This is a genomic window from Melittangium boletus DSM 14713, assembly GCF_002305855.1.
Taxonomy (GTDB): Bacteria; Myxococcota; Myxococcia; order Myxococcales; family Myxococcaceae; genus Cystobacter; species Cystobacter boletus.
In genome coordinates, this window is sequence record NZ_CP022163.1 from 7,936,546 (window position 1) to 7,961,246 (window position 24,701).

19 protein-coding genes are annotated in these 24,701 nt (G+C 68.7%); 15 read left to right on the forward strand and 4 right to left on the reverse strand.

Annotated elements, in window-relative coordinates:
* Positions 1 to 137: 137 nt before the first annotated feature.
* Together MEBOL_RS44195 and MEBOL_RS32910 are read left to right on the forward strand one after the other, a co-directional pair.
* Entirely contained in the window at positions 138 to 326 is a 189-nt protein-coding gene (locus MEBOL_RS44195) for an AHH domain-containing protein (RefSeq protein ID WP_425437657.1), read from the forward strand.
* Positions 323 to 895, forward strand: coding sequence for a DUF2190 family protein (locus MEBOL_RS32910; RefSeq protein WP_245919038.1), 573 nt, complete (start codon positions 323 to 325; stop codon positions 893 to 895). Before MEBOL_RS44195 ends, MEBOL_RS32910 begins: the two co-directional genes overlap by 4 nt.
* Positions 896 to 1,025: 130 nt before the next feature.
* Here MEBOL_RS32910 and tnpB (MEBOL_RS32915) read toward each other — a convergent pair whose 3' ends face one another.
* A complete protein-coding gene (gene tnpB / locus MEBOL_RS32915; protein WP_095981144.1) occupies positions 1,026 to 1,403 on the reverse strand; it encodes an IS66 family insertion sequence element accessory protein TnpB in 378 nt (125 codons plus the stop codon).
* 9 nt (positions 1,404 to 1,412) lie between these two features.
* Positions 1,413 to 1,514: an IS66 family insertion sequence element accessory protein TnpB gene (tnpB, locus tag MEBOL_RS41550; protein ID WP_157823808.1), complete on the reverse strand. Its 102-nt coding sequence runs from the start codon at positions 1,512 to 1,514 to the stop codon at positions 1,413 to 1,415.
* A 212-nt stretch (positions 1,515 to 1,726) separates the two neighbouring features.
* Here tnpB (MEBOL_RS41550) and MEBOL_RS32920 point away from each other — a divergent pair, with 212 nt between their 5' ends.
* Genes MEBOL_RS32920 through MEBOL_RS32930 form a run of 3 tightly spaced genes read left to right on the forward strand, consistent with a single transcriptional unit; the run spans position 1,727 to position 6,403 of the window.
* Positions 1,727 to 2,308, forward strand: a complete 582-nt coding sequence (locus tag MEBOL_RS32920) for a hypothetical protein (RefSeq protein WP_157823809.1) — start codon at positions 1,727 to 1,729, stop codon at positions 2,306 to 2,308.
* Between the two features lie 60 nt (positions 2,309 to 2,368).
* A complete protein-coding gene (locus tag MEBOL_RS32925; protein WP_245919039.1) occupies positions 2,369 to 5,578 on the forward strand; it encodes a fused MFS/spermidine synthase in 3,210 nt (1,069 codons plus the stop codon).
* Between the two features lie 24 nt (positions 5,579 to 5,602).
* The gene (locus tag MEBOL_RS32930) at positions 5,603 to 6,403 is read left to right on the forward strand and encodes a hypothetical protein (RefSeq protein WP_095981146.1); all 801 of its coding nucleotides are present in this window, start codon (positions 5,603 to 5,605) and stop codon (positions 6,401 to 6,403) included.
* Between the two features lie 9 nt (positions 6,404 to 6,412).
* Here the strand turns inward: MEBOL_RS32930 and MEBOL_RS32935 are convergent, their stop codons facing one another.
* Complete coding sequence (locus MEBOL_RS32935) at positions 6,413 to 7,678, reverse strand: alpha/beta fold hydrolase (RefSeq protein WP_095981147.1); 1,266 nt, start codon at positions 7,676 to 7,678, stop codon at positions 6,413 to 6,415.
* A gap of 99 nt (positions 7,679 to 7,777) precedes the next feature.
* Here MEBOL_RS32935 and MEBOL_RS32940 point away from each other — a divergent pair, with 99 nt between their 5' ends.
* The 10 genes from MEBOL_RS32940 (at position 7,778) to omp85 (ending at position 21,465) form a co-directional block, all read left to right on the forward strand.
* The gene (locus MEBOL_RS32940; RefSeq protein WP_095981148.1) at positions 7,778 to 8,170 is read left to right on the forward strand and encodes a BlaI/MecI/CopY family transcriptional regulator; all 393 of its coding nucleotides are present in this window, start codon (positions 7,778 to 7,780) and stop codon (positions 8,168 to 8,170) included.
* Positions 8,170 to 9,156, forward strand: coding sequence for a M56 family metallopeptidase (locus MEBOL_RS32945; RefSeq protein WP_095981149.1), 987 nt, complete (start codon positions 8,170 to 8,172; stop codon positions 9,154 to 9,156). The genes MEBOL_RS32940 and MEBOL_RS32945 overlap by 1 nt, the downstream gene beginning before the upstream one ends.
* A gap of 18 nt (positions 9,157 to 9,174) precedes the next feature.
* The gene (locus MEBOL_RS32950) at positions 9,175 to 10,458 is read left to right on the forward strand and encodes a TolC family protein (protein ID WP_170115643.1); all 1,284 of its coding nucleotides are present in this window, start codon (positions 9,175 to 9,177) and stop codon (positions 10,456 to 10,458) included.
* The gene (locus MEBOL_RS32955) at positions 10,455 to 12,053 is read left to right on the forward strand and encodes an efflux RND transporter periplasmic adaptor subunit (protein ID WP_095981151.1); all 1,599 of its coding nucleotides are present in this window, start codon (positions 10,455 to 10,457) and stop codon (positions 12,051 to 12,053) included. Before MEBOL_RS32950 ends, MEBOL_RS32955 begins: the two co-directional genes overlap by 4 nt.
* Before the next feature lie 17 nt (positions 12,054 to 12,070).
* The gene (locus tag MEBOL_RS32960) at positions 12,071 to 15,244 is read left to right on the forward strand and encodes an efflux RND transporter permease subunit (protein ID WP_095981152.1); all 3,174 of its coding nucleotides are present in this window, start codon (positions 12,071 to 12,073) and stop codon (positions 15,242 to 15,244) included.
* A 143-nt stretch (positions 15,245 to 15,387) separates the two neighbouring features.
* The gene (locus MEBOL_RS32965) at positions 15,388 to 16,230 is read left to right on the forward strand and encodes an AraC family transcriptional regulator (protein ID WP_218920837.1); all 843 of its coding nucleotides are present in this window, start codon (positions 15,388 to 15,390) and stop codon (positions 16,228 to 16,230) included.
* A gap of 87 nt (positions 16,231 to 16,317) precedes the next feature.
* Complete coding sequence (locus MEBOL_RS32970) at positions 16,318 to 17,559, forward strand: macrolide family glycosyltransferase (protein ID WP_095981154.1); 1,242 nt, start codon at positions 16,318 to 16,320, stop codon at positions 17,557 to 17,559.
* Positions 17,560 to 17,630: 71 nt separating this feature from the next.
* The gene (locus MEBOL_RS32975; protein WP_095981155.1) at positions 17,631 to 18,953 is read left to right on the forward strand and encodes a pyridoxal phosphate-dependent decarboxylase family protein; all 1,323 of its coding nucleotides are present in this window, start codon (positions 17,631 to 17,633) and stop codon (positions 18,951 to 18,953) included.
* Positions 18,950 to 20,074: a DUF819 family protein gene (locus MEBOL_RS32980; protein WP_095981156.1), complete on the forward strand. Its 1,125-nt coding sequence runs from the start codon at positions 18,950 to 18,952 to the stop codon at positions 20,072 to 20,074. Before MEBOL_RS32975 ends, MEBOL_RS32980 begins: the two co-directional genes overlap by 4 nt.
* Before the next feature lie 35 nt (positions 20,075 to 20,109).
* Positions 20,110 to 21,465 (forward strand): Omp85 family outer membrane protein, encoded by a 1,356-nt coding sequence (gene omp85, locus MEBOL_RS32985; RefSeq protein WP_095981157.1) that lies wholly within the window; start codon positions 20,110 to 20,112, stop codon positions 21,463 to 21,465.
* Between the two features lie 75 nt (positions 21,466 to 21,540).
* Here omp85 and MEBOL_RS32990 read toward each other — a convergent pair whose 3' ends face one another.
* Positions 21,541 to 24,690 carry an efflux RND transporter permease subunit gene (locus MEBOL_RS32990; protein WP_095981158.1) on the reverse strand — a complete coding sequence of 1,050 codons (3,150 nt, stop codon included), beginning with the start codon at positions 24,688 to 24,690 and terminating at the stop codon, positions 21,541 to 21,543.
* Between the last annotated feature and the right edge of the window lie 11 nt (positions 24,691 to 24,701).

The window sequence follows — 24,701 nt, forward strand, 5'->3', positions numbered from 1 at the left end:
TTGCCAGGGAGAACGAGTCCTTTGACACCATCCTCGGCACACCGTCACGGCTTGAAGGGTCCTTCGCGCCTGCCCGTCGAGCCCGTCTCTCAGTTTGTTTTCGCGGCCTGAGTCGGTGAACGATCACGCTCTTTGTTATTGGCCATAAGGGGCCTCACCCCGAGCAGTACCATCAAGAGGTTTATGATCGTCTGAATGACGCAATCAAGCTGTGCGCAGGGCCAGACGAATGCAGGCGCAAGCTTACCAATGCGCTTGATGAAATCGCGGGCGACATCTGCAGGTCTGGATCAAGAATCAATAAACTCGTTACAAAAAATCCATGAACAATCAGGATGGATATTTCCGTCTAACGGGCGATGTACACATTTCGGGGCGCTGGTATGTCCAAGGCCCATGGGATGCTGAGGGAAGGAGGATTATTCCCGGGCGGATACAGGAGGGAAAGGTTTTGAGCTTGGACTGGATGCCCTTCTTCTCTGTGCGTTACCCCGGACAGGCACTCGATTATACAGAAACAGAGGCCACTGCCGTTGTAAGCCATCGCTTTGTTTCCCTGTGCGATCGGCTAGGCATCCAGAACGACGTGCAGTTCATCCCGGCGCGAGTGGAGAACCAGTCTGAGCGGTATTTCATCCTCAACACACTCCACATCATCAGGTGTATTGATGAGGCTCGATGCGAGGAGGTTACATTTTGGGAGCCTAGGCATGGAGAGCCAGAAAGGGTGGGCGAATACCGGAACGTCGCCGGTCTGAGGATAGACCCGACGAAGGTAGGCGGCGCTAATATCTTCCGTCCTTGGGGCTGGACGGTGGTGCTGATCGTCTCCGAGCGCGTCAAGCTGGCCATGGAGGAAGAAGGCCTCACCGGTGCCAAGTTCATCGAAGTGTGACTGGGAGCCTTCCGCTCGTCGCCTCCTGTGGGAGACGTACCCGTCCGGAGTTCGACGTGATGGCAGCGGCTTGAAGACGGACGAGTGCCGTGCTCGGCGAAGGTCGCGAGCAGTGCAGCATCCGCTTGCATCACGTACTGCGCGGCAATCTCTTCCAGGAGTCTGTCGGCCAGCGGCGCCACCTCCCGCGCCGCCAGGTCTGACTCTTGTCTCCCAGCCGCACCGGCCCGGGCACTGTCATCAGCCCCTCGTCGCACTGGCACGCCAGTGTCTGCTGTGCATGCACCTGGCGCTCGAGCCGGGCCGGTATGTACTCATACACGACGCTGCGTTTGCCCTCGCCCACGGGCTGGAGCTCTTGTACCGCGGTCCCCTCCACCGGCGGCAGACGGAAGCAGCCTGTCTTCAGGCGCTTGTAGTACAGCACGAAGCCTCCTCGGTCCCAGGTGAGAATCTTCGCCTTGTCCCCGCGTCGCCCTACGAAGACAAACAGGTGCCCGCTGTAGATATCCTCGCCTCACTCGTTGCGCACCAGCGCCATGAGCCCATCAATGGACTTGCGCATGTCCACCGGCTGGCTCGCCAGCAGAATCCTCACCGACGAGGGCAGCGTCAGCATGAGCGCGGTGCCTCCACCAGTTGGGCCACGTACTTTACGTCCGTGCCAGGAGCGACGGCCAGACACACTCCGCTCTCACCCCTTGAGGCTCGGCACGGCTCGCGGGAACTGGACATCGCGGGCGCCTCGCCGCCCTCGGACCTCGTATCGATATGCGGAGCTGGCCTGTGCGTTCCAGTAGTATCCCGCTTCATCCACAGCAGGAGAAATGGATGCACGCCCCAGGTTGGTTTTCCGAGGAAGCTCGAACCCGAGCCCTGCTTCCGGTGGCACTTGTCTGTCTGTTGCTCTTGGGTGTGACGGGCTGTGCGACCGAGCGCCAGCACTTGATCGAGCGCAGCGCCGCCTACGTCGCCTACCGGCTCCCCTCCGAGCAGGTGCTGGAGGTGGCCCGCGAGCTCCTCAGGGAGCAGGGGTACCTCATCCTGGAGAGTCGAGATCCCCTGTATGTCCGGACCTCCTGGCGGACGAAGTTCGACGAGAGCCTCGACATCGGAGGGGTTCGGGAGCGGCACCTCGTCATCGGGACGCGGCTGGACGACGGTCGCTTCGCGCTGAAGGCGTACCGTATCTCCTACACCACCATCGGCCGGACCGCGCCCCATCCAGTCTCCTCGAAGAATGAAACGACGGGCACGCAGCGGATGACCAAGGGCGATCCTCTCTCCTATGCCGAGCCGGTGCTCGTCCGGGACCTGGAGCTGGAATGGCGGATCCTCTCCCGGGTGGCTCCCTCTGTCGCCCACGAGCTGGAATCCCAGGTGGATCAGTACCTCGCCACTGGTTCGAACTGAGGAAGGCGCTCCACCGAAGGACGTGGCGCTGAACGGGCGTGGCTGGTTCAATGGAGGGCAATGAACGCACGCGTTTGGAGGATCGCCCCGTTGTTGTTCGGTTCGGGGTTTTGCGCGCTGGTGTACCAGACGGCATGGCAGCGCGAGCTGCGCCTCATCTTCGGTGCCTCCACGGCGGCATCCGCCGCGGTCCTGGCCATCTTCATGGGCGGTATGGGTCTGGGCGGAGCGCTGCTCGGGGCGAGGGTGGACCGGAACAAGCGTCCGCTGGCCTTCTACGCCGACCTGGAGCTGCTCATCGCCCTGAGCGCGGCCTTGACGCCGCTCCTGGTGTGGCTGGTGCGCTCCGTCTACGTGTCCATGGGCGGCACGGTGGTCCTGGGCATGGGCCTGGGCTCGGTGGTTCGGCTGGTGCTGTCGGCGTTGGTGCTCGCGGTGCCCACGCTCCTCATGGGGGGCACGCTGCCCGCGGCGGCGCGCGCGGCGGAAACGCCCGACGATGTCCGGCGCCGGGCGCTCGCGGTGCTCTACGGCCTCAACACCCTGGGCGCCGTGGCGGGGGCCACCGCCTCCACCTTCCTGCTCTTCGAGGTATTCGGCACCCGCACCACCCTGTGGTTGGCGAGTCTGCTCAACATCGTGGTCGCCCTCGTGGCCCGCTCGGTGGCGCGAGGACTGCCCGAACAGGGTGAAGCCGCCCCCGCGTCCGCCCCCTCGGCGGTGGACACCGGCGCCAGCCTCCTCCCGCCGCGCCGCTTCGTGCTCGCGGCCGCCGCCCTGGTGGGCTTCGCCTTCTTCCTCATGGAGATGGTGTGGTACCGGATGCTGGGTCCGCTCCTGGGCGGCTCCACCTTCACGTTCGGCCTCATCCTGGTGGTGGCGCTCGCGGGAATCGGACTGGGCGGCGCGGCCTACGCGGCCTGGGGCCAGGATCGCCCGGCCACCCCGCGCGGCTTCGCCCTCACGTGCCTCGTGGAGGCCCTGCTGCTCGCCGTGCCGCTCGCCCTGGGGGATCGGCTGGCGGTGCTCGCGGCGATGGTGCAGCCCCTGTCCGCCTTCGGCTTCGGTGGGCTCGTGCTTGGTTGGGCGGTCGTCGCCGCGCTGGTGGTTTTTCCCGCCGCCTTCGTGTCCGGCGTGCAGTTCCCCCTGTTGTTGGCGCTGCTGGGCCGCGGCGGCGACGAGGTCGGCCGACAGGTGGGGCAGGCCTATGCCTGGAACACCGTGGGCTCCATCGTGGGCTCGCTGGCGGGCGGCTTCGGCTTGTTGCCCCTGCTGTCCGCGCCCGGCGTCTGGCGGCTGGTGGGGGGTGTGCTCGTGGCCCTGGGCCTGGTGGCCGTGGGGCTGTCCCTGCGCCAGGAGCGCACTTCCGCCGTCCGGCTCCTGCCCTCCCTGCTCGTGGCCGTGTTCACCGTCCTGCTGCTCACCACCGAGGGGCCCACCGCGGCCTGGCGCCACAGCGGAATCGGCGCCGGACGTGCCCAGCTGGAAGCCACCACCACCAATGCCCTGCATGAGTGGCGCATGAAGCAGCGGCTGTGGATGTTGTGGGAGGTGGATGGCGTGGAGAGCAGCGTGGGGCTCCAGGGCTCGGATGGCTTGTCGTTCATCGTCAACGGCAAGTCGGATGGCAACAGCATTGGCGACTCCGGCACCCAGGTGATGGGTGGCCTCATCGGCGCGCTGGCCCACCCCCATCCCCGCAGCTCGATGGTCATCGGCCTGGGCACCGGCAGCACCGCGGGCTGGCTGGGCGCGGTGCCGGAGATGGAGCGGGTGGACGTGTTGGAGATAGAACCCGCGATCGTCGAGGTCGCGCGCCAGTGCGCCGACGTCAACGAGCACGTGCTCGACAATCCCAAGGTCCACATCTTCTTCGACGACGCCCGCGAGGTCCTGCTCGCGTCCAAGCAGTCCTACGACATCATCTTCTCCGAGCCCTCCAATCCCTACCGGGCCGGCATCTCCAGCCTCTTCTCCCGCGAGTTCTACCAGGCGGTTCGGCGACGGCTGGCCCCCGGGGGAATCTTCCTGCAGTGGGTGCAGGGCTACGAGGTGGACGCACGCACGGTGACCAGCGTCTATGCCACGCTCTCCACGGAGTTCGGCGCCGTGGAGACCTGGCAGACGATGGGGGGAGATCTCATCCTCCTGGCCACGGAGGAGCCCTTCCGCCACGACCTGGAGCGGATGCGCGCGCGGCTGTCCCAGGAGCCCTACCGCCGGGCGCTGCCTTCCGTCTGGAGCACCGATGAGCTGGAGGGCGTGCTCTCGCGCTTCATCGCGGGCCCCGCGCTGACCCGCGAACTGACCGAGGGCCAGGAGGAACTCATCAACACGGATGATCTGTCGTACGTGGAGTTCGCCTTCGCCCGGAGCGTGGGCCGCTCGCGGACGGGTTTCTCGACCTCCCTGCTGCGCAACGCCGGAATCCGGGTGGGGGCGGATCGGCCCGAGATGGCCCGAGGCTCGGCGGACTGGCAGCGCGTCGAGGAGGTGCGGGCCTTCTCGGGCGTGGAGTGGCCCCTGGCGAAACGGGGTGACCTGAATCCGGACGCGCTGAAGAAGACCCGGGCCTTCGCCGAGGCCTATGGGCGCGGCCAATACCCGGAGGCACTGCGGCTCTGGCGCGAGGGGGGAGGGCAGCCCCGGGGTCCGTTGGAGCTCAGGATCGTGGCGGATTTGCTGAGCATGCATGGGGACGACGCCGCGCTGCCGCTCTTGTCACGGTTGGACGGCACGCGTCCCATCGACGCCGAGCTGCTGCGCGCCCAACTGAACTGGACCCAGGGCCGTCTCCCCGAGGCGACGCAAGCGCTCGAGCGGGCCTTCACCCAGCTGCGCCAGACGCCCTGGAGCAACACCCTGCTGCTCGAGAGGACCCTGCGCATGATCGACGCCATCTCGGGAAAGGACGCGGCGTTGGGTCGGCGGCTGTGGGCCGTGATGACCGAGCCCTTCTCCAATCATCGAGGAGAATCTAGACGCCGACAGATCCGGGTAGCGTTGGCCCACTCGCTGGGTTTCTCGGAGTTCTGTGTCGATGCGCTCGCGTCCTATGAGCCCTATCCCCCCTGGAACAAGCATTTCCTCGAGATGCGCGCCCGGTGCTACGTGGAGAATCACTCCGCGCTCGAGGATCAGGCGCTGACGGAGCTCGCGGACTTCCTGGCCACCGAACCTCCGTCCCTGCTGGCCGACGACAGCCCAGCGGGTCCGCCCCCCCCATCCAACGAGGACTCCCGCTCCTCCGCCGGGGAAGAAGCGCCATAGGCCACGTGTGGTAGGGCCAACGCCATGACTGTGCCTCAGTCCCCGGTGCTCGAGTTTCCAGCGATGCTCCACGGCCCTATCGGGACCATCCTCCGCAAGGTGAGAGCCAAGGGCCAGGGGTGGGCCCGGGAGTACCTCAAGACGGGCGGCTTTACCCAGCCCCGGCAGATGCTCCAGGTGCCGCCTGGTGAACTGCTGATCGTACACTCGGGGGCTGAGTTTGACTTCATTCCCCGCTCGTACTGGCGGGTGCACCTGTTCGCTGACGTCTTTATCGGCTTGAATGGCGGCGTCCCGGAAGAGGAATGCCAGCGAATGGAGGATGCCTTCGAGACCTTCTGCCTGAGCACCCCGTGGGGGGCTCTCTACCATGCCGTGTCTCCTCCTCCTCTGCGCAGCGCGGATCGCATGGCGAGGCGGCTCGCCGCGCTACTGCGCTTCTGGACTGTACTCCAGGGCCCTCGCTACGCGTTCTGGTTCGATCGCAAGTACACGCTGGAGGAGCTGGTGGAGGATATCTATGGCAAAACACTGGATGCGTGGTGCCCCGGGGGTCCCGCCTCGGTTCGCGAGCACCTGGCGCTGACCGTGGATCGAATGTCTTGCGCTACCCGAGAGGATTGCATGGAGGCCATGCTCCGGGTGATTCCTGTCTTGGTAGCGGAGGACACTGGATTCAAGCACCGCGAGGTTCTCATTGACCCGGGCTTTCTGCGCGAGCGCCTCGCCTCGCTTTCCCCGAAGGACTTCGGGGATGTATCCGGCGCCTATAAATACACGGTGACCATGCAGTTGGCTGCCTGGGACAGGCAGTTGGGGCGGTAGGAATGCTGGCTAGTGGTGCAGCAACCACTTCGCGAACGGTTCCCAGGCGAGTACCGGAGCATCCTCCGCGTACAAGAGATCGCCATGGCCGAAGTCCTCGGCGACTCGCTCCGGCCCGAACCGATGGACGACGAGCGTGGTGACGTCGGTCGACGAGACCCTCGTCGTCGAGTACAGACCGCGGTCGCCAAACCCGCCAGCGGCGCCGAGATAGAAGAGCGGGACGCGGATGTTGGCGAGCGCGGGCCTCGGCGAAGTGCCGCACCAGATGTCATCGAAATCCGCGGCCTCGCGCATGGACTGGTGGGGCGGCGCGCTGGCGAACCACGCGCTCACCCTGTTTTCGGACGACTCGCGCAACCCCGTGACATCGCCATGGGCGTCGAGGAGCGGCGCGCTCAAGTGGTACACCGGCGTGTACGGCGCGAGCCAGTAGGTCAGACCCGCCAGCGTGAGCAGGACGCCGCGATTCGTGTAGGACGGAAACACGGGCGAGCGCTCATCGGGCGAGCTCCGAGCCAACAGGCCCGCTGTGATGAACAAGCTGTTGCTGGAGTCGGTCACTCCCTGGGCCAGGGCGTCGCGCTCCGCCGCGGCATTGGCGCACGCGAAGTCCCGCAGGTCGGCGTCCTCGGGCGAGATGTCGTAGTAGATGTCGAGCGCGGCGATCGCCGAGACGTGGCGGCCATCGGCGGCGGCGTACGCGTAGGTGAGCTGGGCGCCATGTGAGAACCCGCCGAGGACGATTCGACCTGGATCTCGGTCGGTGAGGGTCCGCGTCGCCCGCGCGAAGGCGAGCGCGACAGCGGTGTCCTCGAGCGCCTGGTCGACGCCCATTCCGCCCAGATCGGAGATATCACCGTCGGCGGTGGGCAGCGTCCAGCGTCGATCGACGCCCCAGGTGTCGATGCCGCGAGACACCAGGTACGGGGCGAGCCCCGGGGCCGACGACGCGGGAGCGCCGAGTGACGGCACGAAGTTCGTGACGAAGTTGGCGAAGTCTCCGTGCAGCAGCATCACCGCGTGCGGAGTCGGACGCGGTTGCCACGGCGAGAGCTCGCGGACGACGCGGTGGATGCGCACGCGTGCGTTCGGCGTGGAACCGACGCGGAGGTCGAATTGATAGTGATAGATGTCGTCCGTGACGTGCTCGCGCGTCACCGCGAACGGTGCGCTGACAGACGCGAGCTGTTCCGCTTCGATGTGCGGAAGGGGAGACGCGCTCACGGGCGCGCACGCGACGAACGCTGCGATGGCGAAACCAAGACGAGACATGGTGGTACCTCCTGAGGCGGAGCCAGTGTTGATCACGGCTCTGACCGTGGTCCCGTTACTATTGACGGTAGTAGCAGGCCAAGGTTAGATGAAGGCATCGTGAAGAAGCGCACGTGGGAACCGCTGGGCCACTTGGAAGCGGCCGTGATGGGTGTCGTCTGGGCTCGTGCTCCGGTGACCGCTCGCGAGGTGTGCGACCGGATGACGGGGGCCGAGGAGCGGGCCTACACCACCATCATGACGACCATGGACCGGCTTCACCGCAAGGGGCTGCTCGTCCGCGAGAAGGACGGCCTGGCCTGGCGGTACACGCCCGCGCTCGGCAAGGCCGAGTTCGAGAAGGCGCTCGCGGACGGCCTGGCGGCGGGAATCCTTCAGGCGCACGGCGAGGTCGCGCTCTCGGCCTTCGTCGATGCAACGGCCGAGGTCGATGAGGGGCTGCTCGACCAGTTGGCTCGGCTCATCGCCCAGCGGCGCAAGGGGCGCAGGTGATGGCGGCCCTGGCCTTCCTCCTGGAGTGTGCGGCGACGGCGGCCCTCATCGGCCTGGCTGTCTCGTTGCTGGTGTGGCCCGCGCTCCTGGTCCTCCGAGGCCGGGTGTTGCAGCGCGTTCCGGCGCTCCGGGCGGATCTTGCCTTCGTGCTCGGAATGCTCCCCGCCTTGGTCTCGATGGGGGTGGTGGCTGCCGCGATTGCTCCCCCGCTCGCCGCGGCGCTCGGTCTGGCGGCTGACCACTGTCTGAGTCATGGGCACCACGTACACCTGTGCTTCGTCCATTCGACGCACGTGAGGCCCCTCCTGGCGGCGGTGGGCGCCTTCGCGCTCGCCGTGTTCCTCTTCCGTGCCGGGGCAGTCGTCCTCCGGTTGATGCGGATGCGGGCGCGGCTGTCCGCCCTCGAGTCGCTCGGCACCTCGCGCCCGGGGCTCTTCTCCATCGTCGCTGTTCCCGGGGCTCCGCGGCTCTGCCATGCGGTGGGACTCGTGCGCAGGCGCATCCTGCTCTCGGCCAGTCTGGAGGAGTCGCTGACTCCAGCGGAGTTGCGTTCGGCACTGGCGCACGAGGAGGCCCACCTGCGTCGTCGAGATCCGTTGCTCGGGCTGCTGCTCGGGGTGGCCGGGCTCTTCGCCGCGCCGTTCCTCGCACGGACCTGCACCACCGTCTACCAGACGGCCGCCGAGGAGGCCTGCGATGCCGAAGCGGCGGCGGCGGTGGGTGATGGCGGGTTGGTGGCGGGCGCGCTCGTCAAGGTCGCGGCTCTCCAGCGGAAGCTCTCCCACGTAACAGGGGTAGAGCCTGCCTTCGGGGCACTCGCACTGGAGCGCCGTGTCCGGCTCCTGCTCGATGAGGAGGCGCGAGCTTCCTCGGCGCATGCCCTTCGAGTCGCCGGAGCCGTGGCCCTCGCCGCCGGGCTGTTCGTACTTGCTCACACCACCTTCCTCCACCACGCGGTGGAGACGGCCCTCCATCTCCTCTTCTGAGAGCCCCAGGCCATGTGCATGCGCTCGTCCCCTCGGCGTTCGACTTCATCTACTATCCTGGGTAGTATCTCCCTGCTGCTGCTGGCCGGCACGGCCGTGGCTCAGCCCGCGCTCAACGAGTCGCAATATGTGGAGCGGGTTCTCACCGCGAGCCTGGAGGCCCGCGTCGCCGAGCTCGAAGCCGCGCTCGGCCGCGCCGAAGCCGTGGGCGTCGGCTCGTGGCCCAACCCCGAGCTGGGGTGGGAGCGCCAGAAGACGACCTCCGGAACACGGGACGGGGAGAGCCAGGATGTGCTGGTGGCCTCCATCCCCCTGGTGCTCTCCGGGCGGCTGGGGTTGGAGCGCGAGGCCGTGGACCAGAACGCGAAGGCCGCCGAGGCACGGCATGAGTGGGCCCGGGCTGGTTTGCGGCATGAGGCGACGCGAGCCTTCTCCGCGGTGCTGGCGGCTCGGGAGCGCCGGCGCATTCTGGAGCAGTCCTTCGCCGAGCTGCGGCGCGTGGCCGAGGCCATTGCCACCCGCGAGCGAGCGGGGGAGGCCGCCGGCTACGACAGGCTGCGCATCGAGCTGGAGGCGGCGACGGTGCGGGATGCGCTGCGCGGCGCCGTACTGGACGAGCAACAGGCAGAAGCCCAGGCGCTGCGGCTCCTCGGGCCCGGGGTGACGGTGCTCCCCCCGTTCGAGGGTATGCTCCAGGTGGAGCGGCTCCTGCCGGACGGGGCCTCGCTGTTGGCGGAGCTCGAGGAACGGCGTGGCGATCTGCGCGCCCTCGCGCTCGAAGCCCGTGGCGCGGAGGCCGCCCAGCGTGCGGCGGGCCGGGGTTGGATTCCGGAGCCCTCCGTCCGCGCGGGCGCGCAGCTCCTCGACATGGGACTGCCGGGGGCCGGGGTGGGGTACGTGGTCGGTGTGGGGCTGCCGCTGCCTGTCTTCGACCGTCGGCAAGGAGAGGCAGCCCGGGCGGAAGCGCGTCGGGGGCTCGCCGAAGCACGTCGCGCGGCACTTCTCCACGAAGCACGGACCCGGCTCGCGGTCGTTCTCGAGGCGGTGTCTGGCCGACGGGAGCGACAGGCGCGGCACCGGACCGAGGTGCTCGGGCGTGCGCAGGAACTGCGGCAGGTCGCCGCGACTGCCTACCGGGGTGGAGGAGCCGAGCTCCTCGTCCTGGTCGATGCCGAGCGTGCCGCCCGCGAGGCTCGGCTGACCGCGGTCGAGCTGGCGGTGTCCCTGGCCGAGGCCGAGACAGACCTTCTTCTTCTCGCGGGTGCCTATGACGGCGCCACGTCCCGGAGTGCCACCCGATGAGCCGTTCCCTCCTCCTCGTCCTCTCCCTGGCGTGTCTGAGTGCCTGCAAACGCGCCCCAGGTGACCATGAACACGGTGCCGGACAAGGCCATGAGCATGGCGCTGCCGTCAGCGAGCCGGAGCGTCCGGACGAGTCCGTCACCGTCTACCAGGACGGCCTGGAACTCTTCATGGAGTACCCGGCGTTCGTGGTGGGCCAGCCCTCGCCCCTGGTGGCCCACTTCACGGATGCGCGTGATCCCAACGGCTTCCACGTGGTGACGAAGGGGCGAGTGACGGCCACCCTGCGCTACGCGGATGGCTCGGAGGAGCGCTTCGTCGCCGAGAAGCTGTCGCGCGACGGCATCTTCAAACCGGAGGTGCGGCCCACGAAGGCGGGAGAGGGCACGCTCACCCTGCGCCTCGAGGGCGAGCAGGTGTCGGGCACAGTGGACGTGGGCAAGGTGGTGGTGCACCCCACCGTCGCCGCGGCCGTGGCCGCCGCGCCATCCGAGGAGGGGAGCGCGGCCACCGTGGGCTTCCTCAAGGAGCAGCAGTGGAAGACGCAATACGCGACGGCGCCGGCCGAGCCGCGTGTCCTCCAGGGTGGGGTGCGAGCCAACGGAGAGCTGAAGCCCGTGGCGGGGCAGTCCGCGGAGCTGTCCGCTCCAGTGGCCGGGCGTATCTCCGTGGGGGACAAGGTGGTGCACCTGGGGCAGCGCGTCCGCAAGGGCGAGGTGCTCGTGCGGCTGGTGCCCACCGGCTCGGTGAGCGGCACGGACCTGGCCTCCCTGGAGATGGAGGCGGCGAGGGCGCGGGCGGAGCTGGGCCTGGCGGAGCGGGAGGTGAAGCGCGCGGAGGAGATGTTCGCGGGCAAGGCCATTCCCGAGAAGCAGCTCGATGCGGCCCGGGTGGCGCGGGAGGTGGCGGCGGCGCGGATGGCGGCCACGGAGCGACAGCTCGCGCTCTACCGCGGCACCCAGAGCGGCTCGATGGCGGGCCCTGGTGGCGCGGCCTTCGAGCTGCGCTCCCCGGTGGACGGGGTGGTGTCCTTCGCGGAGGTCATCCCCGGGGCGGTGGTGGAGGCGGGCAGGCTCCTCGTCTCGGTGATCAACCCCGAGCGGCTGTGGCTGGAGGCCCGCGTGTTCGAGGCGGACGCGCCCAAGGTGGAGCGCTCGTCCGGGGCTTCCTTCTCCGTGGCGGGCTTCGAGCACGAGTTCACCGTGGACGAGAAGACGGGGCGCCGGGTCGCGGTGGGCTCGGTGGTGGACCGGAGCACCCGCACGGTGCCGGTCATCTTCGAGCTGCCCAACCCCGACGGTGTCCTCAAGCCCGGCATGTTCGCCAAGGTCACGCTCTACACCGGGCAGACGGTGCGCGGGGTGGCCATTCCCGAGTCGGCCCTCGTGGACGATAACGGCAAGCCCACTGTCTATGTCATGCAAGGGGGCGAGTCCTTCTTCAAGCGCGCTGTCCGCTTGGGCGTCCGCTCCGGCGGCTACGTCCAGGTGCTCGAGGGTGTGAAGGAGGGCGAGCGGGTCGTCTCCCGCGGCGCCTACGACATCAAGCTGTCCACCGCCACGGGGGCCATCCCCGAGCACGGCCACCCGCACTGAGCCGGAGTCCCACGACGATGAATCGCCTCATCCGCTGGTCCATCGACAACCGCCTGCTGGTGGTAGCGGCCTCCGTGCTGCTGCTCGTCCTGGGCATCGAGACCGCCCGGAAGATGCCGGTGGACGTCTTCCCGGATCTCACCGCGCCCACCGTCACGGTCCTCACCGAGGCGCATGGCCTCGCTCCCGAGGAAGTGGAGACGCTCGTCACCGTCCCCATCGAGACATCGGTGAATGGTGCCACGGGCGTGCGTCGGGTGCGCTCGGCGTCTGGAGTCGGCATCTCCATTGTCTGGGTGGAGTTCGACTGGGGCACCGACATCTACACCGCCCGGCAGGTGGTGAACGAGAAGCTGCAACTCGTCGCCTCGCAGCTCCCGGCGGACGTGCCGCCGCCCACCCTGGCGCCCATCTCCTCGGTGATGGGGGAGATCCTCTTCCTGTCTGTCTCCTGGAGCAAGGACGCGCTGGCGCGGGACGCGGCGGGGCGCGAGGCTCAGATGATGGAGGCGCGGAGCGCGGCGGACTGGGTGCTGCGCAAGCGTCTGCTGTCGGTGGCGGGCGTCTCCCAGGTCGTGCCCATTGGTGGAGCGGTGAAGCAGTACCAGGTGCTGCTGCGGCCCGAGGCGCTCCAGGCGCTCCAGGTCAGCTTCGAGCAGGTGGCGCACGCGCTGCGGACGACGAACCAGAATGCCTCTGGCGGCTTCTACGTGGAGGGAGGGCAGGAGTACCTGCTGCGGGCCGTGGGGCGGGCGCGGAGCGTGCAGGACGTCGCCAACACGGTCGTTACCGTGCGCGCGGGCCAGCCCATCACCGTGGGGCAGGTGGCGGACGTGAGGGTGGGCCCCAAGCCCAAGCGAGGGGAGGGGAGCGCCAACGCGCAACCCGCCGTCATCCTCGCGGTGATGAAGCAGCCGGACGCCAACACGCTGGAGCTCACCCGGCGCCTGGACGCGGTGCTGGACGACATCCAGCGCACCCTTCCCCAGGGCATGGTCATCCACCGCGACATCTTCCGGCAGTCGGACTTCATCTCGGTGGCGGTGCACAACGTGTCCGTGGCGCTGCGCGACGGTGCCATCCTCGTGGCCGTCATCCTGCTCGTCTTCTTGATGAACCCGCGGGCGACGTTCATCTCGCTCATGGCCATTCCGTTGTCGCTGGTGGTGGCGGTGCTGGTGCTCAAGGCATTCGGCGTCACGCTCAACACCATGACCATCGGAGGGCTGACCATCGCCATCGGGGCGCTGGTGGACGACGCCATCATCGACGTGGAGAACGTCTTCCGGCGTCTGCGGGAGAACGCGCACCTGCCCGAGGGGCAGCGCCGCTCCGCCTTCGACGTCATCTACCGGGCCTCGGTGGAGGTGCGCGGTTCCATCGTCTTCGCCACCCTCATCATCGTCCTCGTCTTCGTGCCACTCTTCTTCCTGTCGGGCCTGGAGGGACGGATGCTGGCGCCGCTGGGACTGGCCTACATCGTGGCCATCACCGCGTCGCTCGTCGTGGCGGTAACCGTCACCCCCGCCCTGTGCGCCTACCTGCTGCCCCGGGCCCGCTCGTTGGGCCACGAGGAAGGGCTGGTGCTGCGCTGGCTGAAGGCTCGCTACCAGCCGCTCCTCGCGTGGGCGTTGGCGCGGCCGAAGGGGATTCTCGCCGGGGCTGGCCTGGCCTTCCTGGCCACGCTCGCCATCGTCCCGTTCCTCGGGCGCTCCTTCTTGCCCGAGTTCAACGAGGGGACGCTCACCCTCAACGTCGTTACCCTGCCGGGCACTTCGCTGGAGGAGTCGGACAAGCTCGGCCGGCGGGTGGAGCAGGCGCTGCTGGCCATCCCCGAGGTGGCATCCACCTCCCGGCGCACGGGCCGCGCGGAACTGGACGAGCATGCCCAGGACGTCAACGCGGCGGAGCTCGACGTGAGCCTGGACTTCTCCAAGAGCCACCGCGGCAAGGAGGAACTGCTGGTGGCGATGCGCCAGTCGCTTGCCCAGGTGCCGGGGGCCGTCATCACCATCGGCCAGCCGCTCTCCCACCGCATCGACCACATGCTCTCGGGCTCCCGGTCCGCCATCGCGCTGAAGCTCTTCGGGGATGACCTGGACACGCTGCGCGAGCTGGCCGAGCGGGTGAAGAAGGTGGCCGAGGGCACCCCGGGGGCGGTGGACGTCTCCATCGAGCAGCAGGTGGACATCCCCGAACTGGAGATCCGCACCGACCGGGACGCCGTGGCGCGCTATGGGCTCACCACGGGAGAAGTGGCCGAGGCGGTGGAGCGAGCCTTCGCCGGACAGACGGTGAGCTCGGTGCTGGAGGGCCAGCGGGCGGTGGACCTGGTGGTGCGCCTGGACGACGCCTCTCGGGCGGATCTGGATGCGATTGCCTCCACGCTCATCGACACCCCCGCGGGGCCTCGCATTCCGCTGAAGATGTTGGCGACCCTCACGCGCGAGTCCGGCCCCAACACCATCAGTCGCGAGGGTGTGCAGCGCAAGATGGTGGTGCAGGCCAACGTGGCGGGGCGGGACCTGTCCGCCGTTGTGGACGACCTGAAGGGCCGAGTTTCCCGCGAGGTACCGTTTCCCGAGGGGTATTACATCGTTTACGGCGGCCAGTTCGAGAGCGCCGAGGAAGCGGCCCGTCGCATCGCCCTGCTCAGCGTGGGGGTGGTGGTGGGCATCTTCCTGCTGTTGGTGGTGGCCTTCGCCTCGGTGCGCAACGCGCTCCTCACCCTCATCAACCTGCCGCTGGCGCTCATCGGCGGAGTGGTGGCGGTGGCGCTCACTTCCGGGGTGGTGAGCGTGGCCTCGCTGGTGGGCTTCATCACCCTGTTCGGCATCGCCACGCGCAACGGCATCCTCCTGGTGAGCCACTTCGAGCACCTGATGACGGAGGAGAGCAAGAGCCTTCCCGAAGCGGTGGTGCAGGGCTCGATGGAGCGTCTGGCGCCCATCCTCATGACGGCGCTGTGCGCGGGGCTCGCGCTGGTGCCGCTCGTCATCGCCGGAGACGCGGCGGGCAATGAAATCCAGGCCCCCATGGGCGTGGTCATCCTGGGCGGGCTGCTCTCCTCCACTTTCCTCAACATGCTGGTGGTGCCGGTGCTCTTCCAACTCTACGGCAGGCCCCCCATGGCTCGGGCGGCCACGGCGCCTGGCGAGGTCTGCCCACCAGGGTTGCCGGCGGGGTCATGAAGGCTCAGCGGGCCGAAGGAGCGTTCGGCCATGGGTTTCTTGCACTCCGGACATTTCATTCGCGGCAGTCTAGCCCCATGCGCGCCAAGGCGATTCCACCCTCACCGCGGGTTCTCACGTTGGAGGCCATTGGTGCCCAGGGAGTGCCCCTGTTCGTCCGGCGCATTCCCCATCCGGACTTCCAGCCTCCGTCCGGGCCCGCGGTCGCGACCTTCTCCCTGCTGCTGCTGGTGACGGCGGGGCGGGGCAGGGGCCGCCACCTGGAGCAGGTGGAGTTGAGTGCCGGGGACGTCCACTTCATTCCGGCGGGCGTGACGAACCACGTGCTCGATCCGGGCACGCTGGAAGGCTGGGCCGTGGCGTTCGATCCCACGCTGCCGGGCTCGCTCGGTCTGGAGTTCCTTCCCTCGGTGCCGGGGCTCCAGGCGGAGCGCAAGCCCGACCTGCTGCGCAGCCTCGCCGTTCGAGGGCTGCTCCGGGTGAGACCCGGCGTCACCCGGCGGCGGCGCATCGAGCGGCTCATCCAGGCGATGGACACCGAGTTGCGCGAGGCGCCCTGGGGCTGGGAGGGCGCGATGCGGGCCCACTTCTGTCTGCTGCTCACGGAGATCGTCCGCGAGGTCCGCGAGAGCACGCCCCGGCTTCCCCCCTTGCTCGGCGGGGTGGTGCGTGACGCGCTCGTCTTCATGGAGGCCCACTGTCTGGAGCCCATCTCGCTTCAGGACGTGGCGGCGGCGGTGGATCGAGCACCTTCCCATGTGGCCCACGCCATCCGCCGGGAGACGGGACTGACCGTGAGTGACTGGCTGCGAGAGCATCGCGTGGCCGAGGCCCGGCGGCTGCTCCTGGAGACGACGGCGAGCGTGGAGCGGATCTCCGGACAGGTGGGTTATGGGGATGTGACCCATTTCATCCGCAGCTTCCGGCGCGTGCAGGGAATGACGCCCGGGATGTGGCGCGGGCGCCATCGCCAGGCGGGCTCCTGAGCGGCCGCCCGGCACCGCAATCCAGGCCGATTGGCACGGCAATCCAGGCTCTGGTCCCCGCGCGGTTTTTGACGCATAGCATCACCCATGAAGATCCTGTTTTTTCCCGTCCCCGCCCATGGCCACGTCAACCCGATGCTCCCCCTCGCGCGGGAGTTGGTGTCGCGCGGCGATGAAGTCCTCTTCTATGTGACGCCGGAGTTCGAGGCCGTGGTGCGTGCCACGGGGGCCTCGGTCCGCTTCCTCGACAAGGCCCTGTCCATTCGCGAGGACCTGTCCGGCCCCGGAGGGGGCCCGCCGCGCTTCCAGCAGATCATTCCCGAGCTGCTCGGCCTGATGAGCCTGGGTCTGCGCGAGGCGCCCCGGATGGCGGAGCAGGCACGCGCGGAGAAGGCCGACGGCGTGGTCTACGATCCCATAGCGCCCTGGGGCCGTGCCATCGCCCATCTCCTCGGCGTGCCCGCGGCCATCTTCCAGACGAGCTTCGCGATGAGTTCTCCGTGGATCCAGCGCGAGATGAAGAAGACGTTCAACGGCCGGCCACCGCTCGCGGCGTTGCGGCCCCTGCTCGAGATGCAGTGGAACGCGTTGATGCTGGAGCTGCGCCACGGCGTGCCGCGCCTGGGCATGAAGGGCATGTTCGCCCACGCGGAGGGCTTGAACATCATCCCCGTGCCGCGCAGCTACCAGCCGGATGCCGAGCTGTTCGACGCGCGCCACCTGTTCGTGGGCCCCGCGGTGGCGCCGAGAGGGGATAGCGGGGACTTCCCCCTGGAGCAGCTGGAGGGCAAGCCCGTGCTGTTCGTCTCCCTGGGCACCTCGCCCATGAATCAGCAGCCGGACTTCTACAAGGCGTGCTTCGAGGCCTTCCGCGACACGCGCTGGCAGGTGGTGATGGCGTGCGGCAAGAATCTGGATCCGGCCCGGCTGGGTCCCACGCCCTCCAACTTCATCGTGCGCCAGCGCGTGCCCCAGGTGGAGATCCTGTCCAAGGCCCGTGTCTTCCTCACCCATGGGGGCATGAACTCCACCATGGAGGGCTTGTGGCACGGGGTGCCCCTGGCTGTTTTTCCTCAGTTCGGGGATCAGCCCATCAACGCCGCGCGGGTGACGAACATGGGGCTGGGCGCCACCCTGACGCCCCAGGACGCCCTGACGCCCCGGGTGCTGCGGGAGACGGTGGAGCGGCTCGACACGGATCCGGGCTACCGCACGCGCATGGCCGGGTTCCAGAAGGAGCTCCAGGAGGCGGGGGGACAGCGCCGCGCGGCGGATGCGCTCCAGGCCTATGTCGCGGCCCGTCAAGGCCCCTCGCGCCGGGCTGCTTGAGCCTGGACACTTCCGGGAAGGGCTTTCTCCTATAGTGGGGCTTCACCCGTTGCCCACTTCCCGGAGTCGAGATGTCGAAGAGTCCCCGCCTGGCGTCCCAGGGGCTGAGTCACACGGATGTGCTCTCACGGATGCGCGACATGCGCGCCGAGGACGCCAACTGGCGGGAAGGCAAGACGTGGAGCCTCGTCTACAACGCGGGTGAGGATGTGCGCCGGGTGGCCGCCGAGGCCTACACCGAATTCATGTCCGAGAATGGCCTGAGCCCCCTGGCCTTTCCCAGCCTGCGGCGCTTCGAGGCCGAGGTGCTGGCCATCGCGGCGGAGCTCTTCCACGGGGACACGGCCGCCGGAACGATGACGTCGGGCGGCACCGAGTCCATCCTCATGGCCGTCAAGACGGCGCGGGACTTCGCCCGGGCCGAGCGCGGCATCACCGAGCCGGAGGTGGTGCTGCCCGCGTCCGTGCACCCGGCCTTCCAGAAGGCCGCCCACTACTTCGGCGTCAAGCCGGTGAACGTGCCCGTGGCGGCGGACTTCCGCGCGGATGTGGACGCCACGCGCGCCGCGATCGGTCCGCGCACCGTGCTCGTGGTGGGCTCGGCGCCGTCCTATCCCCATGGTGTCATGGATCCCATCCCCGAGCTGGCCGCCCTGGCCCAGGAGCGGGGCGTGCTCTTCCACGTGGATGCCTGCCTCGGGGGATTCCTGCTGCCCTTCGCGAAGCGGCTCGGCCACGAGCTCATCGACTTCGACTTCGCCGTGCCCGGCGTCACCAGCCTGTCCGCGGACCTGCACAAGTACGGGTACGCGGCCAAGGGCGCCTCCGTGGTGCTCTACCGCACGCCCGAGCTGCGGCGGCATCAGTTCTTCACCTACGCCGGGTGGAGCGGCGGCCTGTACATCTCGCCCTCCATGGCGGGCACGCGTCCCGGCGGGGCCATCGCCGCGGCGTGGGCCGTGCTGAAATACCTCGGGGAGGAGGGCTACCTGCGGCTCGCGGGCCAGGTGCTCGACACGGCCCGGGCGTTGCGCGAGGGCATCGCGTCCGTGCCGGGGTTGAAGCTGGTGGGCCGGCCCTCGCTCAGCATCTTCGCCTTCACCTCGGACTCCCTGGACGTGTACGCGCTGGGGGATGCCATGGAGGCGCGCGGCTGGAAGTTGGATCGGCAGATGTCGCCGCCCGCGCTGCACCTGATGGTGACGCCCGCTCACGCGGCGGTGGTGGGGCCCTTCCTCTCGGACCTGCGCGCGTGCGCCGCGAGCCTCACCTCCGGAGAGCCCGCGCCGGATGGCAGCGCCGCCATGTACGGCATGCTGGGCTCCATTCCGGATCGCAGCGAAGCCGAGGGCTTCCTGTTGCAATTCATGGACGGAATCTACTCGGGCGAATGACGGCACCCCTCCAGCTCCTGGCCCTGGTGGGCTTTCCCGGGCTCGCCCTGCTCGCCGCGCGCCACCTCAAGCCCGTGGCCTGGGTGGGGCCCGTGGTCGTCTGCTACGCCTTTGGCATCCTCCTGGGCAACCTGCCCGGGTGGAGGCCCGACGTGCGGCTGAGCCTGTCGGTGAGCGAGGCCGCCGTGCCGCTCGCCATTCCGCTCCTGCTCTTCTCCACGGACGTGCCCCGGTGGTCACGGCTGGCCCGGCCCACGCTGGTGTCCTTCGTCCTCGCGTGCCTGTCCGCCATGGTGGGCGCCGCGGGGGTGGGGCTCCTCTCCCAGGAGGGCTCGGACGAGTGGTGGAAGATGTCCGGCATGCTGGTGGGCGTCTACACGGGCGGCACCGCCAACATGAACGCCATCGGACTGGCGCTCCGGGTGCGCGAGGAAACGCTCATCCTCCTCAACACCGCGGACATCGTCGTGGGGGCCGTGTACCTGCTCTTCCTCGTCACGGTGGCCCAGCGCGTGGCGCTGCTCTTCCTCAAGCCCTTTCCCAACCCCTCCGGCTGGGATGACGCGGCGGACGAGGCGGGGGCGCGGGAATCGCGCGGGAGCCGGGCGCGGGGCATGGCGCTGGCCTTCCTCCTGGCGGCGCTCATCGTGGGTGCGTCCGTGGGCGCATCGTTCCTGGCCCTGGGCGGGTTGGAGCCGCCGGTGGTCCTGCTGCTCATCACCTCGCTGAGCCTGGGGGCTTCCTTCGTGCCCGCCGTGCGGCGGCTGGCGGGCAGCTACGCGCTGGGTGACTACGCGCTGCTCGTCTTCTGCGTGGCGGTGGGGACGCTCGCGGAGGCGAGCCGTCTGCGGGACGCGGGCGTGTTCGTCTTCGCCTTCTGCGCGGCGGTGGTGATCGTATCCGTGGGGCTGCACTTCGCCCTCGCGGCGCTCTTCCGCATCGACGCGGACACCGCGCTCATCACCTCCACCGCCACCATCTTCGGGCCGCCCTTCATCGGGCCGGTGGCACGCGCGCTCGGCAACCGCGAGCTCGTGGTGTCCGGGCTCACCACGGGCCTCATGGGCTACGCGGTGGGCACCTACCTGGGATTGGCCGTGGCCTGGCTGCTGCGGCCCTGAGACAGACAACGGGAACAGACAACGGGAGTCGTGACATGTCTCCGATTCGAACGACGTGGGCGGCGGTGATGTGGGGCGTGTTGGCCACCTCGGCGGGAGCCCAGACGCCGCCTCCTCCGGAGCCCGTTCCTCCCCGGGAGGTGGAGGCGCCGCCTATCGCCGAGGCCTCGCTGGTGCGCACGGGGTGGAGCGTGCAGGGGCTGCCCCTGCTCAACTACAACAGCGACGAGGGACTGGGCTATGGCGCCCGGCTGATGCTGGTGGACCGGGGCGATGGCACGGACCGGCCCTACCGGATGGCGATCGTCGCGCAGTTCTTCCAGACGACCCGAGGCGTGGCCACCCACCGCTTGTTCCTGGACGCGCCGCGCGTGTTCTCCTCGAGCTGGCGGCTGGGCGTGTCGGTGGGCCTGCTCAATGATCGATTCTCCCCGTACTTCGGCCTGGGCGAGCAGGCGGAGTACACGCCCGCGTTCGCGGCCTGCGAGGATCGCGCCGCGCTCAAGTCCGAGCCAGACGTGTGCCCCGGCAACCCGGACTTCCGGGGCCTGCGCTACTACACCTTCGATCAGCGCACCCTGCCGAGCATCATGGTGAACGGGCGCCGGCCGCTCAGTGGCCCGTGGCAACTGGTGCTGGGCTACCGCTTCCGGTTGACCACGGTGCGCACGCGCTACGGCGCGGATGACCTGGGGCAGGCGAGGCAGTCGCGGCTGGAGGAGGACGTGCGCGCGGGCCGGCTGGTGGGCCTGGGCGACAACCCCTCGGGGCCCACGCTCGTGCGCACGGGCGAGCTGAACGCGGGGTTGATCCTGGACCTGCGCGACAACGAGCCGGCGCCGGTGCGCGGCATGTTCCACGAGCTCGCCTTGAGAGGGGCCTCGCCGGGGACGGGGAGTGCCTTCACCTATGGCGGCGCCTCGCTCAACCTGCGCTTCTACTACCCGCTGTTCACCGAGCGGCTGGTGGCGGCCCTGCGGCTCTTCGGGGACGTGGTGGCCGGGGACGTGCCCTTCCCGTTGTTGAGCACGTTCACGGGCATCGAGTGGCGCGAGGGGTTCGGAGGAATCGGCGGCGTGTACTCGGCGCGCGGCATCCTCAAGAACCGGCTCCAGGGGCAGGCGAAGCTGCTGGGCAACGGCGAGCTGCGCTGGAAGTTCCTGGCCGTGGAGCCGGGAGGGCAGCGGCTGGATTTCACGCTCATCGCCTTCCTGGACGGCGGCAAGGCCTGGGAGGACCCTCGCTTCCAGAATGGCAGTCCTGCGCTCTATGGCGGCGGGGGAGGGCTGCGCATCGCCTGGGATGAGAACTTCATCGTCCGGGCGGACTACGGCGTCAGCCCCCGGGATGGCACCACGGGCTTCTACCTGGACTTCAACCACCTGTTCTGACGCCGCGTTCCAAACGACGCGGGCCCGGCCCCCACGACAGGGGAGCCGGGCCCGGGAAGGCGGCGTCGGGGGGTCTCAGTGCGAGGGCTCGGGGACGATGGGGTCCACGTGCGGCTCGCTCCGGGGCTTGGCCTCGCCGCGCAGCTTCAACATCAACACGTACAGGCCGGGGATGAAGATGAAGTTCACCACGGTGGACACGAGCATTCCGCCGAACACCGTGGTGCCCAGGGAGTTGCGCGACGCGGCGCCCGCGCCCGTGGCCGTCATCAGCGGCACCACGCCCAGGAGGAAGGCGATGGACGTCATGAGGATGGGGCGCAAGCGCACCGCAGCCGCCTCCACCACCGCCTCCGCCGCGCTCTTGCCCGTCGCGCGCAGCTGCTCGGCGAACTCCACGATGAGGATGGCGTTCTTGCTCGCCAGACCCACCAGCATCACCAGTCCCACCTGGCAGAACACGTCGTTGGCGTAGCCGCGCGAGAGCTGCAACCCGATGGCGCCCATGATGGCCAGCGGCACCGAGAGGATGATGACGAAGGGCATGGAGAAGCTCTCGTACTGGGCCGCGAGCACCAGGAACACGAAGAGCAGACCCAGAGCGAAGATGATGACCGTCTGACCGCCGCTCTCCTTCTGCTCGAGGCTGATGCCGGTCCACTCCGCGCTCATGCCGGGGGGCAGACGCTCGGCGGCGAGCTGCTCCATGGCGGCGAGCGCCTGGCCGGAGGACACGCCGGGGGCGCCCTGGCCGTTGATCTCCGCCGCGCGGAACAGGTTGTAGTGACGGATGACCTGGGCGGACACGATGGGGTTCACCTTCACCAGGGACTCGAGCGGGATCATCGCGCCGGAGTCGCTGCGCACGTAGAAGGCGCCGATGTCCTGCGGGCTGTCGCGGAACTGCTGCTCGGCCTGCATGTACACGCGGTAGGTGCGGTTGGCGTAGTTGAAGTCGTTGACGTACTGGCTGCCCATGTAGATCTGCATGGTGCCGAAGATCTGCTCGATGGGGACGCCGAGCGCCTTGGCCTTCTGGCGATCCACCTCGACGTCGAGCAGGGGCGTGTCGGCGTTGAAGGAGCTGAACACGCCGCGCAGCCGGCCTTCCTCGTTGCCGCTGGACACCAGCTCCTGCGTGGACGCCGCGAGCTCGTCGAGCGTGCGGGTGCCGGCGTTGTCCTCGACGATGAACTGGAAGCCACCCACGCTGCCCACGCCACGGATGGCCGGGGGCTGGAAGGGGAGGACGCGCGCGCTGCCAATGCCGGCGAACGGGCCACGCAGCCGCTCCACCAGCGCGGCCACCGAGTGCTCATGGCCCACGCGCTGCTCCCACGGGATGAGGGGCACGAAGATGGTGGAGTAGTTGGAGCCGTTGCCCGACGGGGAGAAGCCGCCGATGGCGAACATGGTCTGCACCTCGGGCTGGGCCAGGAGGATCTTCTCCACGTCGGCCATGACCTTCTCCGTCTGGGTGAGCGCCATGCCCTCGGGGCCCTGGATGGAGACGATGATGTAGCCCTGGTCCTCGTCGGGGATGAAGCCCGTGGGCGCGGCGCGCAGCAGCATCACCGTGGCGGCGATGCACAACAGGAAGCCGCCGAGGATGGCGAACGGATAGCGCAGGAGCACGCGCAGACCGCGGCTGTAGGTGTCACGCGTCCAGTCGAGCCCCTTGTCCATCATGCGGAAGAAGATCCACTTCTCCCCGTGGTGGTGCCTGAGCAGGCGCGCGCTCAGGGCGGGCGTGAGGGTGAGGGCGCAGAAGGTGGAGAGGGCCACGGACGCGGCGATGGTGAGCGCGAACTGGCGGTAGATGGCGCCGGTGGTTCCGGGGAAGAGGGCCACGGGGACGAACACCGCCACCAGCACGATGGAGATGGCCACCACGGCGCCCGCCACTTCCTTCATGCCCTCGCTCGCCGCCTGCATGGGGGACAGGCCCTTCTCGGCCATCAAGCGCTCGATGTTCTCGATGACCACGATGGCGTCGTCCACGACGAGACCCGTGGCGAGCGTGAGGCCGAAGAGGGTGAGCGTGTTGATGGAGAAGCCCATCAGGTACACGAAGGAGAAGGTACCCACCAGCGACACCGGCAGGGTGATGGCGGTGATGAGCACGCTGCGCCAGCCGTGCAGGAACAGGAAGATGACGAGGATGACGAGCGCGATGGCTTCCACCAGCGTGTGCATCACCTCGTTGATGGAGGCGCGCACGGCGAGCGTGGTGTCGGTGCCCGTCTTGTACTCGAGCCCCGGGGGGAACTGCTGCGACAGGCGATCCAGCTCCTTGTAGACTCCGTCGCGCACGTCGAGCGCATTGGCGGTGGGCAACTGGAAGACGCCCATGCCCACGCCGGGCCGGCCGCCAAAGCGGAGGATCGTGCTGTAGTTCTCCGCGCCCAGCTCCACGCGGCCCACGTCCTTGACGCGCACGACCTTGCCGTCCGCGCCGGTGCGCTGCAGCACCACCTCGCCGAACTCCTCGGGCTCCAGGAGCCGGCCCCGGGCGCGCACGGCCATCTGGTAGGGCTGATCCGTGTCGGAGGGCGGCTGGCCCACCTGGCCCGCGGCCACCTGGAGGTTCTGCTCCTGGAGGGCGCGCGAGACGTCCTGGGGGGTGAGCCCGCGACTGGCGAGCGCGGTGGGATCCAGCCACAGGCGCATGGAGAACTTGCGCTCGCCGAAGATGCGCACGTCGCCCACACCCCGGACGCGCTTGATGGCGTCCTTGAGGTTCACGTCCGCGTAGTTGGTGAGGAACTGGGTGGAGTAGCGGTTGTCGGGGCTCGACAGACCGATCGTCAGCAGCATCTGGCTGGAGGCCTTGTTGACGACGATGCCCGTCTGGTTCACCTGCGAGGGCAGACGCGCGGCGGCGCGGCTCACGCGGTTCTGCACGTCGACGGCCGCCACCTCGATGTCGCGCGTGGGCTCGAAGGTGACGGTGATCTGACTCGTGCCGTCATTGCCGCTGGTGGAGGTGATGTAGCGCATGCCCTCCACGCCGTTGATTTCCTGCTCGAGCGGGATGGTGACGGCCTGCTCCACCACCTCGGCGCTCGCGCCCACGTAGGTGCTGGTGATGGTCACCTGGGGGGGCGCCAGGTCCGGGTACTGGGAAATGGGAAGCGTGGGGATGGCGACCGCTCCCGCCAGCGTCAGCAGGATGGAGCAGACGGCGGCGAAGACGGGCCTGCGGATGAAGAAATCGACGAACACGGCGGTGACGC

Bases quoted from the DNA above. Each gene is read 5' to 3' on its own strand.
- tnpB (WP_157823808.1), bottom strand. From the start codon at position 1,514: ATGCTGACGCTGCCCTCGTCGGTGAGGATTCTGCTGGCGAGCCAGCCG.
- MEBOL_RS32945 (WP_095981149.1), top strand. From the start codon at position 8,170: ATGGCGGCCCTGGCCTTCCTCCTGGAGTGTGCGGCGACGGCGGCCCTC.
- MEBOL_RS32925 (WP_245919039.1), top strand. From the start codon at position 2,369: ATGAACGCACGCGTTTGGAGGATCGCCCCGTTGTTGTTCGGTTCGGGG.
- MEBOL_RS32910 (WP_245919038.1), top strand. From the start codon at position 323: ATGAACAATCAGGATGGATATTTCCGTCTAACGGGCGATGTACACATT.
- MEBOL_RS32960 (WP_095981152.1), top strand. From the start codon at position 12,071: ATGAATCGCCTCATCCGCTGGTCCATCGACAACCGCCTGCTGGTGGTA.
- MEBOL_RS32970 (WP_095981154.1), top strand. From the start codon at position 16,318: ATGAAGATCCTGTTTTTTCCCGTCCCCGCCCATGGCCACGTCAACCCG.
- MEBOL_RS32935 (WP_095981147.1), bottom strand. From the start codon at position 7,678: ATGTCTCGTCTTGGTTTCGCCATCGCAGCGTTCGTCGCGTGCGCGCCC.
- MEBOL_RS32930 (WP_095981146.1), top strand. From the start codon at position 5,603: ATGACTGTGCCTCAGTCCCCGGTGCTCGAGTTTCCAGCGATGCTCCAC.
- MEBOL_RS32920 (WP_157823809.1), top strand. From the start codon at position 1,727: ATGCACGCCCCAGGTTGGTTTTCCGAGGAAGCTCGAACCCGAGCCCTG.
- MEBOL_RS32980 (WP_095981156.1), top strand. From the start codon at position 18,950: ATGACGGCACCCCTCCAGCTCCTGGCCCTGGTGGGCTTTCCCGGGCTC.
- MEBOL_RS32975 (WP_095981155.1), top strand. From the start codon at position 17,631: ATGTCGAAGAGTCCCCGCCTGGCGTCCCAGGGGCTGAGTCACACGGAT.
- MEBOL_RS32950 (WP_170115643.1), top strand. From the start codon at position 9,175: ATGCGCTCGTCCCCTCGGCGTTCGACTTCATCTACTATCCTGGGTAGT.
- MEBOL_RS32955 (WP_095981151.1), top strand. From the start codon at position 10,455: ATGAGCCGTTCCCTCCTCCTCGTCCTCTCCCTGGCGTGTCTGAGTGCC.
- omp85 (WP_095981157.1), top strand. From the start codon at position 20,110: ATGTCTCCGATTCGAACGACGTGGGCGGCGGTGATGTGGGGCGTGTTG.